Source organism: Actinopolymorpha singaporensis (genome assembly GCF_900104745.1).
Lineage (GTDB): Bacteria > Actinomycetota > Actinomycetes > Propionibacteriales > Actinopolymorphaceae > Actinopolymorpha > Actinopolymorpha singaporensis.
Map to the genome: position 1 here is coordinate 736,912 of NZ_LT629732.1, position 13,809 is coordinate 750,720.

Sequence of the window (13,809 nt, forward strand, 5' to 3'; positions counted from 1 at the left end):
GGTCGAGCGACGGCCACGTGTTCACGACAGGGCTGGGGTCACCGGTGTACCCCGACACCGTGTCCCAGCTCATGCCGAAATTGATCAGTGCGCACAACAAGTCGGCGGGCATCCAGCCTCCGCTGCCGCGGACCAGGCGCTCGACGAGGCCGATCCGCTGCCCCTCGCGACGACCTCGTGTTGGCAGAAGCGTTAGCAAACCGGCCGCCAGATGGGAACGGTTGTCAAATGACGAAGGCCCCTGCTCAGGCGTTGTGCCTGGTCAGGGGCCTCTTGTCTAGGTGCCACCATGTGCGCGCTCGGAGGGATTCGAACCCCCAACCTTCTGATCCGTAGTCAGATGCTCTATCCGTTGAGCTACGAGCGCCGGGAACGGTTGGAGAGTCTACAGGTACCCCTCCGGTGCCGCCGAACCAGTTACCCCTCAGCGTACCGAGTGCCCGTTCCGGGCCGGTTCGGACGGATCCTCCGTGGGATGAATCCGCAGGTCAGAGGCATTGCGGGCAAAGACCGAGCGAGCAAGGCCCGGCCGGAGCGAAGTCGGGAGTACTCAAGGATCGGGTTTCAGTGCTAAAACTGACTCCAACACCGGTGGACCTCCCAGCCCCCGAGCCACCGGTGCACGCGGAGGAGGGACGCGACATGGCGAACGGCTCGGCTGCCGACCCGGCTCGCACGACCGCGTCCGCCACCGATCGTGCCCCCGCCCGCCTCCGGCGACCGTCGGTCACCTGCGTTGTCGTCGGCGGCGGGCCGGGCGGCATGATCGCCGCCTACCTCCTCGCCCGGGCGGGAGTCCGGGTGACCCTGCTGGAGGCGCACGCCGACTTCGACCGCAACTTCCGCGGCGACACCCTCCACCCGGCCACCCTGGAGCTCCTGGACACCCTCGGCCTGGCCGACGAGCTCCTCCGGCTCGACCACTACCGCGCCCGGTACTTCCGCTTCCACACCCCCACCGCGACGATCACCACCACCGACTACGGCCGCCTGCGCACCCGCTTCCCGTACGTCGCGCTGATGCCACAGGACCGCTTCCTCGACTTCATGGCCGCCAAGGCGGCGGAGTTGCCGACGTTCACGTTGCGGAGGCAGGCCCGGGTCACCGGCCTGCTGGAGGACGAGGACGGCGTGGTCCAGGGTGTGCGCTACCGCGGACCGGACGGAGAGCACGAGCTTCCGGCCCGGCTGGTGATCGGCGCGGACGGCAGGTTCTCCCGGCTGCGGAGGCTGGCCGACATGCCCGCGGAGTCGTTCGGCGCCGGCGCGGACGTGCTGTGGTTCGAGCTGCCCCGCCGACCGCGGAGCGACCCGCCGGACGCGGACGTCTCGCTGTACTTCGGCGTCGGCGGGTACGTCGGAGTCCTCGGCCGCACCGAGACCTGGCAGGTCGGCTACACGATCCCCAAGGGGAAGTACGCGCAGGCCCGTGAGGCAGGCGTCGTACCCATCCAGGACTTCATCCGCCGCTGGGTGCCGTGGCTGGCCGACCGGGCACATCTGCTCGCCGACTGGTCCCGGCTGACGCTGCTGTCGGTCGACATCGCCCGCGTGGAGCGCTGGCACCGCCCGGGACTGCTGCTCATCGGCGACGCCGCACACGTGATCTCACCGGTCGGCGGCAACGGCATCCTGATGGCCATCCAGGACGCGGTGACGGTGGCCAACGTGCTGGCCCGCCCGCTCCGCCAACGGGGGCTTGTCAGCGACGCCGAACTCGCCCGCGTCCAGGAGAACCGTGAGCCCGCGATCATCTCCGTCCAGCGCCAGCAGATCCGCACCGAACGCCGGTCGGCGGCCACCCTGCGCGCGGACAAGGCGTTCCGGCCACCGCTGCCGCTGCGCCTGATCACCGAGGTTCCGTTGGTGCGCTGGCTGAGCGCCCGGTCCAACGCCTACGGCCCGCGAACACCCCGCCTGGACGAGTCCGTCCTGACGTCGCCCCCGGTCGGCAGGGGGGCGTCGTGAAGGTGGGGGCCGAGCCCGGCCGGGCAGGGATCGAAGTACGTCCGGGCCGTTTGACCGACGACTTCGACCGCGCGGTCGACGCCTACCTGCGGGACCTGCTTGCCGCCGAGGCGACGCCGTGGACGGACGGGCTCGCCGTACGGTTGACCGACCGGGCAGGTGACCGGCTGGGCGAGCTGCTCGCCGACCTGTGTGCCAGCCTTACCGGCGGCAAGCGGTTGCGGCCGGCGTTCTGCCACTGGGGTTTCGTGGGCGTGGACGGTACGCCACCGGGCGACACGGCAGTCCGCGCCGCCGCCGCCCTCGAACTCCTGCACACGTTCGCGCTCGTCCACGACGACGTGATGGACGGCTCATCCTCACGGCGCGGCGCACCCGCGCTGCACGCCACCCTGCTCGCCCGGCACTCCTGCCACGGCTGGCGCGGCGACCCGCGGCGGTTCGGCGCGGGCCTGGCGGTGCTGGTCGGCGACCTCGCGTTCACGCTGGCCCACCGGATCGCCGCCGGCCTGCCCGATTCGGCCGCGCGGACCTGGCACCAGATGTGTACCGAACTCGTGGTCGGGCAGCACCTGGACATGCTGGGCAGCGCAACCGGCGAACGCGACGCCGACTACGCCACGTCCGTCGCGACCCTGAAGTCCGGTCGCTACACAGTCGTCCGTCCGCTGCAGCTCGGGGCCTGCCTCGCGGGTGGATCGAGGTCGCTCATGGCGGCGTACGCCGAGTACGGAGGTCCGCTCGGCGTCGCGTTCCAGCTGCGGGACGACCTGCTCGGCGCGTTCGGCGACAGCGCCGCCACCGGAAAACCGGTCGGTGAGGATCTGCGGGAGGGCCGGCCGACCCTGCTGCTGGCGGTAGCCGCCGAACGCGCCGGGCCCACCGACCGCCGGTTGCTGGACCGCGTGGGCGACCCCGACCTGGACGACGACGAGGTCGCCGCGCTGACCGCCGTACTCCGCCGAACCGGCGCCGATGTCGAGGTCGAGCAGCAGGTCAAGCTGGCCGTCGACCGCGCACTGCTGGCCCTGGAGCGGGGGCCGGTCCACCCGAGGGCGGTGCCCGCCCTGCGCGCGCTCGCCGAGGAGGCCGCGTGGCGGCAGCGATGAACGACGCACCGGCCCTGGTCACCGGCGTCACCGGGTACGTCGGCGGACGGCTGGTCCCCGAAATCCTCCAGCGCGGACACCGGGTCCGCGTGCTCACCCGGTCGGTCGACCGGATCCGCGAGCGCACCTGGTTCGCCGACGTCGAGGCCGTGGAGGGCGACGCCGGCGACCCCGACGTACTGTCCCGGGCCCTCGACGGCGTGTCCGTGGCGTACTACCTCATCCACGCGATGGGCACGTCGGCGAAGTTCGAGGAGCGCGACCGCGGCACCGCCACCGAGTTCGCCCGGGCCGCCGAGCGGGCGCGGGCGGGCCGGATCGTCTATCTCGGCGGCATCACTCCCCTGGACGAGAACGGCCGCCCCGCAACCGACCTGTCGCCGCACCTGCGCTCGCGGGAGGAGGTCGGGCGCATCTTCCTGGACTCCTCGGTTCCGGCCGCGGTGATGCAGGCGGCGGTGATCATCGGGTCGGGCTCGGTGTCGTTCGAGATGCTGCGCTACCTCACCGAGCGGTTGCCGGCGATGGTGGCGCCGTCGTGGGTGCGTACGCGGATCCAGCCGATCGCGATCCGGGACGTGCTCTGGTATCTCGCCGAGACGCCGAGGCTGGCGCCGGACGTCAACCGCACGTTCGACATCGGCGGCACCGACGTCCTCACGTACGAGCAGATGATGAAGCGGTTCGCCGCCGTGGCCGGGCTGCCCCGGCGGGTGATCGTCCCGGTGCCGGTGCTCACGCCGCGGCTGTCCAGCCACTGGGTCGGCCTGGTGACGCCGGTGCCGAGCGGGATCGCCAAGCCGCTGGTGGAGTCGCTGCGGTACGAGGTGGTGTGCCGCGAGAACGACGTCGCCGACCTCATCGGCGAACCACCCGCTGGCCGGCTCGGGTTCGACGAGTCCGTTTCCCTTGCGCTGCAACGGATCCGGGAGGCCAACGTGACGACCCGGTGGTCGTCGGCGTCGGTGCCGGGCGCGCCCAGCGACCCGCTGCCCACCGACCCGGACTGGGCCGGCGGCAGCCTGTACGTCGACGAGCGCCGGCGCCGGGTGCACGCGTCGCGGGACACACTGTGGTCGGTGATCGAGGGGATCGGCGGCGAGCGCGGGTGGTACTCCGTCAACATGCCCTGGCGGATACGCGGGCTGATGGACCGCGCCGTCGGCGGTGTGGGACTGCGGCGCGGGCGCCGCGACCCGAACAGGCTTCAGGTCGGTGACGCCCTGGACTGGTGGCGGGTGGAGGCCCGCGAACCCGGCCGGCTGCTTCGACTGCGCGCGGAGATGCGGCTGCCCGGCCTTGCCTGGCTGGAGTTCCGCCTGGAGGAGGACGAGGGCGACGACGAGGTGACCCTCGTGCAGCGCGCGTTGTTCCATCCGCGCGGACTGCTCGGTCAGGCGTACTGGTGGGGCATCATGCCCTTCCACGGCCAGGTCTTCGGGACAATGATCGCCAACATCGTCCAGGCCGCCGAACGCGGTCGGCCGCGTCCGCTGCGCAAGCACGAGCAGTGGCGCCGGGAGGTAGCCGCACGGCGAGACGAAGGAGACCACCGATGAGCCCGACCGGCTCCCGCTCCGGCGGCAGGTCCGGCCGCTCCGGCACCGGCAACGACACCGCCGACGGCAACGGCACCGGCCTGTCCGGCACCCGCCCGAGACGCCGGGTGGTCGTCGTCGGCGCCGGCCTGGGCGGGTTGTCTGCCGCCTGTCACCTCGCCGGTGCGGGCCACCAGGTCACCGTCGTCGAACAGGCCGCGCGGCCTGGTGGCCGGGCCGGTCGGATCGTGTCCGACGGCTTCACGTTCGACACCGGGCCGACGGTGCTCACCATGCCGGACCTGCTGGAGGCGACCTTCGCCGCGGCCGGAACGCCGATGGCCGACCTGCTGACGCTGCGCCCGCTCGACCCGTCGTACCGCGCGAACTTCGCCGACGGATCGACCATCGCGCTCCGGCACGGCCGGGAGGCGATGGCGGCCGAGATCCGGGAGAAGTGCGGACCGGCCGAGGAGGCCGGCTTCGTCCGCATGTGCGACTGGCTGGAATCGCTGTACCAGTTGGAGATGCCGGCGTTCATCGACCGCAACTACGACCACTTCTGGGACCTCGCCCGGCCCCTTGCGCCGGCGCTCGGGCTGTTCCGGCTGGGCGCGCTGCGACGGCTGGAGAGCGCGATCCGGCGGTACTTCACCGACGAGCGACTGGTGCGGCTGTTCAGTTTCCAGGCGATGTACGCCGGGCTCGCACCCCAGCAGGCTCTCGCCGTGTTCGCGGTGATCACCTACATGGACTCCGTACGCGGGGTGTACTTCCCCGAGGGCGGCATCGGCGCGGTGCCGGCGGCGATGGCTGCCGCCGCACAGAAGGCCGGCGCCACGTTCGTCCACGACGCCCGGGTCGAACGCGTGCTGCACGACGGCGCGGTGCCCGGGTCGGTGGGCTCCGGGCGCGCCGCGCAGGTGCGCGGCGTACGACTCGCCGACGGCACCGAGATCCCCGCCGACGCGGTGGTCGTCAACGCCGACCTGCCGACGGCCTACCGCACCCTGCTGCCCGAGCTCGCGGCACCCGTCGCCGCGCGCAAGGGCCGCTACTCGCCGTCGGCGTTCGTGTGGCACGTCGGGGTGCGCGGCCTGCCGCCGCCGGAGGCGACCCACCACAACATCCACTTCGGCAAGGAGTGGTCGTCGTCGTTCCGTACCCTGCTTCGCGACGGACGGCGGATGCCCGACCCGTCCGTGCTGGTCACCGTGCCCACGTTGACCGACCCGGGCCTGGCACCGGACGGTTCCTCGGTGCTGTACGTCCTGGAGCCGGTGCCGAACCTCTCCGGCAAGGTCGACTGGACGGTCGAACGCCGCGCCACCCGCGACCGGCTGGCCGGCCTCGTCGAGAAGTGGGGCTACCCGAGCGACGTGGTGGTCGAGGAGACCGTCGACCCGACCGACTGGGCCCACCAGGGGATGGCCAGGGGCACACCGTTCGCGTTGGCCCACACGTTCTTCCAGTCCGGGCCGTTCCGGCCGCCGAACGTCGACCGCCGGATGCGCGGCCTGGTCTTCGTCGGCAGCGGAACCGTCCCGGGAGTCGGCGTTCCCATGGTGCTCGTCTCCGGCCGGTTGGCCGCCGAACGCGTGGAGGAGTTGTGAGCGGGGGCCCCGGCAAGAGCGGGTTGACACCGGAACTCGAGCGGTCGTACGACCTGTGCCGCAAGATCGCCCGCGCTCATGGCAAGACGTACTCGATGGCGGCCCGGCTGCTCGACGCCGAGCAACGCCGGCACGTGCACGCGGTGTACGCGTTCTGCCGCGTCGCCGACGACATCGTGGACGAGGCCGGCGAGCGCGACCTGGCGCAGACCCGGGCGGCCCTCGCGGAGTTCGGCCGGAGGTTCGACGCCGACCTCGCCGCCGGGTACTCCGACCATCCCGTACTCGCCGCCGTCGTGCACACCGCACACACCCTGCACATCGATCCGGACTGCTTCACCAGGTTCATGCGGTCGATGTCGATGGACCTGGACACCGCGAAGTACGACACCTGGGCCGACCTGATGGACTACATGGATGGTTCGGCCGCGGTGATCGGCGAGATGATGCTGCCGGTGCTGCGTCCTCGTGACAAGGCTGCCTTGCGCCCGGCCCGCGACCTCGGGGTGGCGTTCCAGCTCACCAACTTCCTGCGCGACGTCGGCGAGGACCTCGAGCGCGGCCGGGTCTACCTGCCGCAGGAGGATCTGTGGCGGTTCGGCGCCGACCCGCAGGCCCGCACGGTCACGCCGGAGTGGCGGGCGCTGATGAGGTTCGAGATCGCCCGCAACCGGGAGATCTACGCCGCCGCCGACACCGGAATCCCCATGCTGGCAGGGCGTTCGGCGCGCTGTGTGCACACCGCGCGGGTGCTGTACAGCCAGATCCTGGAACGCATCGAGGCCGCCGACTACGACGTGTTCACCGCTCGCGCGCGGGTGCCCGGCCGCCGGAAGCTGGCGGTTGCTGCGCGGTCGATGCTCGGTCGCGCTCCCGGCCACCGCTCTGGTCATGGCCCTGGCCGCGCTCCCGGGAGCCCAGCCGATCCCACAGCAGCAACGTGAGCGTCATGAGGCTGAAGCCGAACGCGAAGTCCTCCACCGGGATGTCCCACGGCATCCGAATGCCGCTGGCGTGGCTCTCGGCGTACAACACGATCGGTGCGCTGAGCTTGGTGAGCCAGCCGTCCACCGGGATCTGGAAGCCGAACACGATCACGGCGGTGATCCAGTACGCCGGACGGCGGAACATCCCGGTGCGCAGCCAGGCCAGCTCCAACGCCACGACGAGGCCCACCGACACCACCGCGGCCAGGGTGTACTCAGGCATGCTCGGCTCCCTGCGGCTCGCCGGACCGCGGGTCGCGCCGCACGCGGCGGCGGTCGGCGAGGTAGCCGAGCATGGTGCTCACCGACTCGTACGTCAGCAGTGCACAGATCGGGATCGCCAGGAAGAACGCGAACTCCTCCACCGGGATGTTCAGCGGAAGCAGCCATCCAGTGGTGTAGCGGTCGCTGAAGTGCCAGTGGCCGCGAGCGACCGCCACCGCGTCCCAGGCGAGGAACACCACCAGCACCGGGACGAGCGTGCGCACCAGCCGGCTCGGGCGACGGTAGACCCGGGCACGGAACACGAACTCCAACGGCAGGGTCAACACCAGGCACGCCGCCATCAGCAGGAGGTACTGGAACCTGTCGATCTGCGGACTCCTCAGCACTCGGCGCGACACGGGAACGCCCCTCGGGTCCGGCCGGGCGTACGCGCGGACAGACCACCTGCGAGGGTAGTAACGAGATGAACGGCACCCAGGGTTCCGGGGGCCGCGACCGCGAAGACGATCCCGCCGACCCGGCGGAATCGGTGCGTTCGGGACACCCTCTCGACCTCGCCGAGGTGGCTCGGCGGCTGGGCGTGCACTACATGACGGCCTACCGCTACGTCCGCCTCGGCCGGCTGCCCGCTGCCCACCGCGGCGGCCGCTGGTGGGTTGATCCGGCCGATGTGGACAGGTTCGTCGCGCAGCGTACTGCCGCACCGCCCGCCCGGCGCGGCGACTGGCGGCCGGAGGCCTACCGCACCCGGCTCGGCGAACGCATGCTCGAGGGCGACGAGGCGGGTGCCTGGTCGGTGGTGGAGTCCGCACTGGTGTCCGGCGTCGCGCCGAAGGAAGTGATCCTCGGTGTGCTCGCCCCGGCGATGCGGGCCCTCGGCGACGGCTGGGAGGAGGGCCGGCACACGGTGGCCGAGGAACACAGAGCCAGTACCGTCGCCCTGCGCCTGGTCGGGCGGCTCGGCCCGCTCTTCGCCCGCCGGGGACGCCCCCGCGGCACCGTCGTACTCGCCGCGGTCGCCGGCGACCCGCACAGCCTCCCCACCGCGATGGTCGCCGACGTGCTGCGAGGGGAGGGGTACGCGCTGGTCGACCTCGGCGCCGACACGCCTGTCCGGTCGGTGGTCGAGGCGGTCGGCAGGACACCGCGGCCGCTCGCGCTCGGGCTGAGCGCCGGCGCCGACCAGCACCTGGCCGCCGTACGCCGAACCGTCGGTGCCGTCCGCGCGGAGCGGCCCGACCTGCCGATCTACGTCGGCGGCCCGGCGGTGGTCTCCGCCGACCAGGCGTCCGACCTCGGCGCGGACGGCTGGGCCGCCGACGCGGGCGGGTTCGCCGACCTGCTGGAAGGACTGACTCCTTGAGCAACGCCGAGGTCCCCGCCACGGGAGCCCCCGGCACCCCCGCCACGGGGACCGCCGGGGACCACACCACGGTGGTGCTGTTCACCCGTGACCTGCGGGTCCGCGACCACCCGGCGCTGGCCGCGGCGTGCCGGGGGTCGGCGCGGGTGGTGCCGCTGTTCGTCGTGGACGACCGGATCGTGCGGGGCCGGTACGCCTCGCCCAACCGGGGCGCGTTCCTGGGCGAGGCGCTGGCCGACCTGCGGGACAGCCTGCGCCAACGCGGCGGTGACCTGGTGGTCCGGTCCGGCGACCCGGTGACGGAGACGCTGCGGGTGGCGAAGCAGGCCGGCGCGGACCGGGTGGCCGTGAGCGCCGACGTCACCGCGTACGCCCAGGCCAGACAGGACCGGCTGGCCCGGGAGTGCGGGCGCGCGGGCGTGGACCTGCGGTTGTTCCCGGGCGTCACCGTGGTCCCGCCGGGTGAGCTCCGGCCTGCGTCGGGTGCGTCGTACCAGGTCTTCACGCCGTACTGGCGGGCCTGGGACTCGGCCACCTGGCGTACCCCCGACCGCGCGCCCGTCAGGGTGGAGCTTCCGGACGGGATCGCACCCGGCGACCTGCCCGTCCGTTCCGACCTGGTGTTCGGCGAGACGTCACCGCGGCTGCCGAAGGGTGGTGAGAGCGCCGGCCGGGCGGTGCTGGACGCGTACCTGCGCAGGCTGCCCGGTGACGGCGGCGAACTCGACCGGGACGACCTGGCCGGCGACCAGACCACCCGGCTCAGCCCGTACTTCCACTTCGGTTGCCTGTCGCCGCTCGGGGTGGCCAACCGGCTGCGCGGCAGGGCCGACGACGTCGTACGGCAGCTGTGCTGGCGGGACTTCTACCACCAGGTGGCCGCGGCGTTCCCGCGCATCTCCACCGACGACCTGCACAATCGGGGCCGGGAGTGGGCCGCCGACACCGAGGACGCGGTGGAGGCGTGGCGCACCGGGCACACCGGCGTACCGCTCGTGGACGCCGGCATGCGGCAGCTGCTGGCCGAGGGCTGGATGCACAACCGCGCCCGGATGCTGGTGGCGTCGTTCCTGACCAAGCAACTCGGGGTCGACTGGCGGGTGGGTGCCGCGCACTTCATGCACTGGCTGGTCGACGGCGACGTCGCCAACAACTTCGGCAACTGGCAGTGGGTCGCCGGCACCGGCAACGACACCAGGCCCAACCGGGTGCTCAGCCCGCTCCGCCAGGCCGAGCGCTTCGACACCGACGGGGAGTACGTCCGCCGGCACGTCCCCGAGCTGGCCTCGATCGAGGGCGGCGCGGTTCACCAACCGTGGCGGCTGCCCGGCGACGTACGCCGTAGCCTGGACTACCCGCCACCGTTGATCGACCCCGTGCCCCGGCGCGGACGGAAGGGACCCACGTGACCGACCGGCTGCTGCGCCCGTCGCAGGTGGTGGAGGGCTTCGACGAAGCCGCCGACACCTACGATCTCCTGGTCGGATCCAACCCCGGCTACCACGCGCACCTGCGCAGGTCGGCGCGCCGGCTGGTGCCGCCCTCCGGCGACGGGTCGGGGCTAGGGCTGCTCGACCTCGGGTGCGGCACCGGTGCGTCCACCGCCGCGCTGCTGCGGGTCGCACCGCGCGCTCGGGTCGTCGCCGTCGACGGGTCGGCCGGGATGCTGGCACAGGCGCGCCGCAAGCCCTGGCCGGCCGGGGTGACGTTCGTGCACGCGGACGCGTCGGACCTCACGGCCGGGCTGGCCGCGGCCGGTGAGAACGGCCCGTTCGACGGGGTGCTGGCCGCCTATCTCGTGCGTAATCTCGACGATCCCGACACCCTGCTGCGCGAGGTGCTCGGCCTGCTGCGCCCGGGCGGCACGCTCGCCGTGCACGAGTACTCCGTCGCCGGCTCCGCGCTCAGCCGCGCCGTCTGGCGGGCGGTGTGCGCGTCGATCATCGTGCCGATGGGGCGGGCGGTGTCCGGTCACCCCGCGTTGTACGAACACCTGCGGCACAGCGTGCTGCACTTCGACAGTGTCGAGCAGCTGTCCGCGCGGCTGCGGGCGGCGGGGTTCACCCGGGTGCGGGTGGCCCCGATGACGGGCTGGCAGCGCGGGATCGTGCACACGTTCCTGGCCAGCCGGCCCGCCACCGGCGCGGTCGCCGAGCGTGCCGGCGAGGAGGACGGCGAGCACGTCGGCGAACTGGTGAACGTGAGCGACGACGGAGCGGGGCCGCCGCGACCGCCGGGACGGGACCGCCGGGTGACACTGCTCCCCGTCCCCACGGTGCACCTGGTGCCGCGACCGCCGGACAGTCCGCGGGTCGCCGTCGTCGGCGGCGGCATCGCCGGGGTGAGCGCCGCGGTCGCGCTGGCCGAACGCGGCGTCCGGGTCGTCCTGTTCGAACGCGAGCCACAGCTCGGCGGGCGGTTGGCCGGCTGGCCCACCCGGCTGAACGACGGCAGCGAGGTCACCATGACCCGCGGCTTCCACGCCTTCTTCCGGCAGTACTACAACCTGCGCGCCCTGATCGAGCGGGTCGACCCCGGACTCGGCTCACTCGTCCCGCTGCGCGACTATCCCCTGCTGCACGCAGACGGTGTACGGGACACGTTCACCCGGGTGCCGAGGACGCCCCCGCTGAATGCCGCCGTCTTCGCCGCGACCAGCCCGACGTTCGCCGCCCGCGACTTCCTCCGGCTGAAGCCGCGGGCCGCGCTGCCGATGGTTGACGTGTCGGTGCCCGACGTCTACCACCGGCTGGACGACGTGGACGCGCTCACCTTCCTGAACCGCATCGGATTCCCGGCGGCGGCGCGCGACCTGGCCTTCTCGGTGTTCTCCCGGAGCTTCTTCGCCGACCCGCGCGACCTGTCCGCGGCCGAGCTGGTGACGATGTTCCACCTGTACTTCCTCGGCTCCAGCGAGGGGCTGCTGTTCGACGTGCCGTCGGCGCCGTTCCCGCGGGCGTTGTGGAACCCGCTCGCGGCGTACCTCTACGACCGCCGTGCGCAAGTGGAACTTGACACCCCGGTGCGATCGGTCGAGCCGAGTGCTGCCGGCGGGGGTGGCCGTACGCACCTCGTGCACACCGACTCGGCGCTCTACGACGTGGACGGCGTGGTGCTTGCCGCCGACGTGCCCGGTCTGCGGTCCCTGGTCACCGGGTCCTCGGCGCTCGGCACTCCCGAGTGGCGGGACCAGCTCGCCGGACTGCCGAGCGCGCCGGCGTTCCTCGTCTCCCGGTTGTGGCTGTCGGAGCCGGTGCGAGCCGACCGGCCGGCGTTCGCCGGTACGGCGGGATACGGTCCGCTGGACAACGTGAGCGTGCTGGACAGGTACGAGGACGAGGCCCGGGACTGGGCGGGGCGCACCGGCGGCTCGGTGGTCGAGCTGCACGCTTACGCCGTGCCCGAGGGCACCGACCCGGACAAGCTGCGCCACGAACTGCTCGGCCAGCTGCACCGGGTGTTCCCGGAGACCGCCGACGCGACCGTGGTGGACGAACGTCACGAGTTCCGTGCGGACTGCCCGCTCTTCCCGCCCGGCGGGTTCGACCGGCGGCCCACGGTCACCACTCCGGACCCGGCCGTCGTGGTCGCCGGCGACCTGGTGCGGGTGGACGCCCCGGTGGCGTTGATGGAACGCGCAGCCACCAGCGGCCTGCTCGCGGCCAACCACCTGCTCGCCCGATGGGGCCGCCCGACGCATCCGGTGTGGAGTGTCCCGAACGCCGGCCGGTGGCGGGCGCTGCGGGCGCTGTCCCGCCGGTACGCCCGGACGTCCTAGGGTCTGGCGTCAGGCGAGAGGCTGAGCCGGACGAAGGCCGGCGTGCACAAGGGTCACGAGCGCGCCGTCGGGACCGAGCGCGACGTCGACGTGCCAGCATGCTCTCATGGCTGAGCAGCGGCCCGAGGGCGGCTTCTCGCGCCAGCGCCGGACCATGGCTCGAACGGCGGCCCTCAGCCGGGGAATCGGCCTGTGCTGCGCAGCTCGTACCGGCGTTCGGCGTAGGCCAGGTCGTCCTTCCACAGCCGGCGCGCGGCGACCCGCATGAGCGGTCGCACCGCCGGTGCGACCCGCCTGGCCAGGGCGAAGCCGGGCCGCCCCGAGTAGGCGATCGTCGCCTCGATCACCGCGGTCAGCGGCCGGCCCTGTTCGTCGGGTCCGAGCGGGGTGGCGTGGGTCTCCACGGCGCTGGTCGCGCCCTCGCCGTCGAGGATGTGCATGACGACGGTGCGCGGCTCGGGACAGCTGAACGCCACCCGCACCGGCACGCCGACCCGGCCGGCGACCCGGAAGGTCACCTCCACCACGAGGTTGTCGTCCTCGGGCGCGGGATCACGCGGGGCGTCCAGCACCTTCAGATGTGCGAAGGAGTACGGGTGGAACCACGCGCCGTGCCACGGGTCGAGCCGGTTGGCCACGACGTCGGCGGGTTCACACCGGCCGACCATGGTGGTCACCGCGTCGATGCTCACCGGGACGTCCGGCCGCGCGGGCAGCACCGGCGCGGGCAGTGGCTCCTCCCCGCCCGGGCCGTCCAACCGGACCCAGCACAGCACGCCGTCGTCGTGAACGGGGTAGGGATCCCAGCCGGGAAAACCCTGCGCGCCGAGACCGAGTCCGTGCCAGCGACAGATCAGCTTGCCTGCGTCAACAGCGGCTTGACACAGCGGCGCGCCGAGGTGCGGGCAGGCGCCTGGGCCTGCGTGCGGCGCACCGTCCGGAGTACGCCAGGCAACCAGCTCGACCCCTGCGACCGTGCGCCCGAACGGTTTGTCGGCACGGACCTCCGCACTGCTCGCGAGGACGAACCAGTTGCCGGACGGCCGTGCCTCAGCGCGCTTGAGGGCAGCCTCGATCAGTCCGGGGCGGGCGCCCTCCCAGGTCGGCGTCTGCTCCGCCCACCTGGTCGCCGCCATCCGCCGCAACGGGATCTTGCCCGCGACCCGTTCGCTCAACCGCCCGGCCATCTGCCCACCTCGCCCGCGTCGCGCGTGTTACCGCCTCCACGC

10 protein-coding genes, 1 tRNA gene and 1 pseudogene are annotated in these 13,809 nt (G+C 72.7%); 8 read left to right on the forward strand and 4 right to left on the reverse strand.

Annotation, left to right across the window (positions count from 1 at the left end; all coding sequences use genetic code 11):
• Positions 1-294: 294 nt before the first annotated feature.
• Positions 295-367, reverse strand: a tRNA-Arg gene (locus BLU27_RS03425).
• A gap of 275 nt (positions 368-642) precedes the next feature.
• Here BLU27_RS03425 and BLU27_RS03430 point away from each other — a divergent pair.
• The 5 genes from BLU27_RS03430 to BLU27_RS03450 are packed head-to-tail and all read left to right on the forward strand — an operon-like array spanning position 643 to position 7,172.
• Positions 643-1,968, forward strand: coding sequence for an FAD-dependent oxidoreductase (locus BLU27_RS03430; protein ID WP_092657101.1), 1,326 nt, complete (start codon positions 643-645; stop codon positions 1,966-1,968).
• 50 nt (positions 1,969-2,018) lie between these two features.
• Positions 2,019-3,077 (forward strand): polyprenyl synthetase family protein, encoded by a 1,059-nt coding sequence (locus tag BLU27_RS03435; RefSeq protein WP_157728193.1) that lies wholly within the window; start codon positions 2,019-2,021, stop codon positions 3,075-3,077.
• Positions 3,062-4,636 (forward strand): SDR family oxidoreductase, encoded by a 1,575-nt coding sequence (locus BLU27_RS03440; protein ID WP_241827760.1) that lies wholly within the window; start codon positions 3,062-3,064, stop codon positions 4,634-4,636. The genes BLU27_RS03435 and BLU27_RS03440 overlap by 16 nt, the downstream gene beginning before the upstream one ends.
• Entirely contained in the window at positions 4,633-6,228 is a 1,596-nt protein-coding gene (crtI, locus tag BLU27_RS03445) for a phytoene desaturase family protein (protein WP_092650485.1), read from the forward strand. Before BLU27_RS03440 ends, crtI begins: the two co-directional genes overlap by 4 nt.
• Complete coding sequence (locus BLU27_RS03450; RefSeq protein ID WP_241827761.1) at positions 6,225-7,172, forward strand: phytoene/squalene synthase family protein; 948 nt, start codon at positions 6,225-6,227, stop codon at positions 7,170-7,172. The genes crtI and BLU27_RS03450 overlap by 4 nt, the downstream gene beginning before the upstream one ends.
• 43 nt (positions 7,173-7,215) lie before the next feature.
• Here BLU27_RS03450 and BLU27_RS30180 read toward each other — a convergent pair.
• Together BLU27_RS30180 and BLU27_RS03460 are read right to left on the reverse strand one after the other, a co-directional pair.
• Positions 7,216-7,437, reverse strand: a pseudogene (locus BLU27_RS30180) (lycopene cyclase domain-containing protein); the annotation flags it as partial.
• Positions 7,430-7,837 (reverse strand): lycopene cyclase domain-containing protein, encoded by a 408-nt coding sequence (locus BLU27_RS03460; RefSeq protein WP_241827762.1) that lies wholly within the window; start codon positions 7,835-7,837, stop codon positions 7,430-7,432. The pseudogene BLU27_RS30180 and the gene BLU27_RS03460, both read right to left, overlap by 8 nt.
• 65 nt (positions 7,838-7,902) lie before the next feature.
• On the opposite strand from BLU27_RS03460, the gene BLU27_RS03465 reads away from it, so the two are divergent.
• From BLU27_RS03465 to BLU27_RS03475, 3 genes are read left to right on the forward strand one after another with little or no spacing between them, the layout of a single operon-like run.
• On the forward strand, positions 7,903-8,802 hold the full coding sequence (locus BLU27_RS03465; protein ID WP_092650489.1) for a cobalamin-dependent protein: 900 nt from the start codon (positions 7,903-7,905) through the stop codon (positions 8,800-8,802).
• Positions 8,799-10,211: a cryptochrome/photolyase family protein gene (locus BLU27_RS03470; RefSeq protein WP_092650491.1), complete on the forward strand. Its 1,413-nt coding sequence runs from the start codon at positions 8,799-8,801 to the stop codon at positions 10,209-10,211. The genes BLU27_RS03465 and BLU27_RS03470 overlap by 4 nt, the downstream gene beginning before the upstream one ends.
• Complete coding sequence (locus tag BLU27_RS03475; protein WP_092650493.1) at positions 10,208-12,580, forward strand: FAD-dependent oxidoreductase; 2,373 nt, start codon at positions 10,208-10,210, stop codon at positions 12,578-12,580. The genes BLU27_RS03470 and BLU27_RS03475 overlap by 4 nt, the downstream gene beginning before the upstream one ends.
• Positions 12,581-12,753: 173 nt before the next feature.
• Here the strand turns inward: BLU27_RS03475 and BLU27_RS03480 are convergent, their stop codons facing one another.
• A complete protein-coding gene (locus tag BLU27_RS03480) occupies positions 12,754-13,767 on the reverse strand; it encodes a DUF5914 domain-containing protein (RefSeq protein ID WP_197681659.1) in 1,014 nt (337 codons plus the stop codon).
• Positions 13,768-13,809: the final 42 nt, after the last annotated feature.